General features: G+C 36.7%; 1 protein-coding gene and 2 pseudogenes. All 3 read left to right on the top strand.

Features of this window, described 5'->3' with window-relative positions; all coding sequences use genetic code 11:
- Nucleotides 1-241: pseudogene (locus DB30_RS42115) on the top strand (replication initiation protein); the annotation flags it as partial.
- Nucleotides 238-1,509, top strand: a complete 1,272-nt coding sequence (locus DB30_RS40760) for an AAA family ATPase (protein ID WP_146662952.1) — start codon at nucleotides 238-240, stop codon at nucleotides 1,507-1,509. The pseudogene DB30_RS42115 and the gene DB30_RS40760, both read left to right, overlap by 4 nt.
- 44 nt (nucleotides 1,510-1,553) lie before the next feature.
- Nucleotides 1,554-1,748: pseudogene (locus DB30_RS42110) on the top strand (ATP-binding protein); the annotation flags it as partial.

The following is a 1,748-nucleotide window of genomic DNA, read 5'->3' as shown; positions in this document are numbered from 1 at the left end:
CATGAGGTTATGTAGGAGTATTGCTAAATGGACTTCGAAAAAATTTAGCGAGAAATCATTCATTGAATATGTAATTAAAACGCATAATACAGAAATACAGAAAATAAGAGGAAGTAAAGGGGGAGTGAAAAGTTCTGGCGGTGGTAGAAAAAAATCGGAAGATAGTGAACGGAGTAGGATGCCGTGGCTATCACTAGGGATCAGCAGAGCAACGTATTATAGGAGGGTTATTAAGAAATGATAATTGGTGCATTTTTACGGTACGTTAAAAACTACCAAGCCACAACTTACATCCCATTATCTAATGGGAAAGCATTCTCAGGGATAGTTGGCCCTAATGGAGCAGGGAAAAGTACTATTCTCGAATCTATCAACATATTCTTCAACGGTGGTTTTCATGACGGATTTATAAACAACAACTCCGTATCAAATCGTGGAGTGCCAACTATATGCATACTATTTTTATTCAGCAAAGAACAGGCTGTTAAGGTTTTTGATGAAACTGATTGGGGTTCATTCTCAGAGAAAAATAAATCTATAATTGAAAATAGTGAAAAAATAAAGTCAAATTTAAATAGGGATTTATCTAGCATCAGCCCTTCTCAAAAAGGATACATTAAATCATTAAAGATGCATTTGATGTTCCTCAGTCGTGATGTTGATTTTGATGATACTGTTATCGTATCAGCAGGTATTTCTGTCGAGAAAAAAGGATCTCCATTAAAAAACATACACTTCTACTCTGATGGGTTCACTGAGTCATCTAGCGATGTCGACTCTTCGATTGACAAGCTGAAATCTTTCTTTAGGTATATATATGTCCCAAGAGAACTGAATATATCAGCCTTTGATAGTTTATCTAGCGATAGCATCTATAATCTTTTAGACTCCGATATAAACGAGTATATATCAAGGAGTTTAGGCGGAAGGAGGCTTGAAGAAATAAATGGCCAGTTAAGAAGGCTAATGGAAAAAATGAACCGAGTGCTTGATGGTTATGCCTTTAAAGGGCGCAATAGCGCCTCTAGAGAGGCATACATAAAGAAAGCCTCATTGAATAATCTACTGATCACAGAGTTCTTCTCAAGTAAACTTTTACATTTTTATAAAGATGGCAATTCTTGGCTTCCTATGGAGCTCATGAGCTCAGGAGAAAGACAGAAGGCAATGGTGGATATCATTTATAGCCTCCTGTATTTTAATGAGGAAGATATTAATGAAAAGCCCTCAAGGAGGAGCGGAAACAAGAAAGAATTAAACCTGAAAAAAGCTGATGCTAGTCATATAATACTTGCTATTGATGAGCCTGATTCATCATTACATATATCAGCTTGCTTTGAGCAGTTCTCAAGACTAAAAAAGATATCTGATGTTTCTAGCCAGGTTTTGTTCACATCACATTGGTATGGCTATATACCATATCTACAGGATGGAACTACGTCATTCATAGGCACTGTATCATTAGGGAATGAGGAACATAACTCTGCCATCATACTTAACAGTGTGTAAAAGATTACGAGAGAGATTACAAAGAAATTAGCATCCCTGTCCCCGTGGGCGTTAAAGGCGTATCTGATTTATCTCAGGCTATTATGCATGGTGCTGCTGAGCATAAAAATTGCACCTATGTTATTTGCGAGGGTTCTTCTGACAAGGTATATCTAGACTATTACTTTGAGAATGAGATTAAAGACTCTACCGTTAGAGTGGTTCCTGTTGGTGGTGTTGTTAATTTAAAAAGAGTATAT

Origin of the sequence: Enhygromyxa salina (assembly GCF_000737335.2) — a bacterium.
GTDB classification, from domain to species: Bacteria; Myxococcota_A; Polyangia; order Nannocystales; family Nannocystaceae; genus Plesiocystis; species Plesiocystis salina_C.
This window is presented reverse-complemented; position numbering and strand designations above follow the sequence as displayed.

Coding starts and splice junctions, on each gene's coding strand:
- DB30_RS40760 (WP_146662952.1), top strand. CDS start 238: ATGATAATTGGTGCATTTTTACGGTACGTTAAAAACTACCAAGCCACA.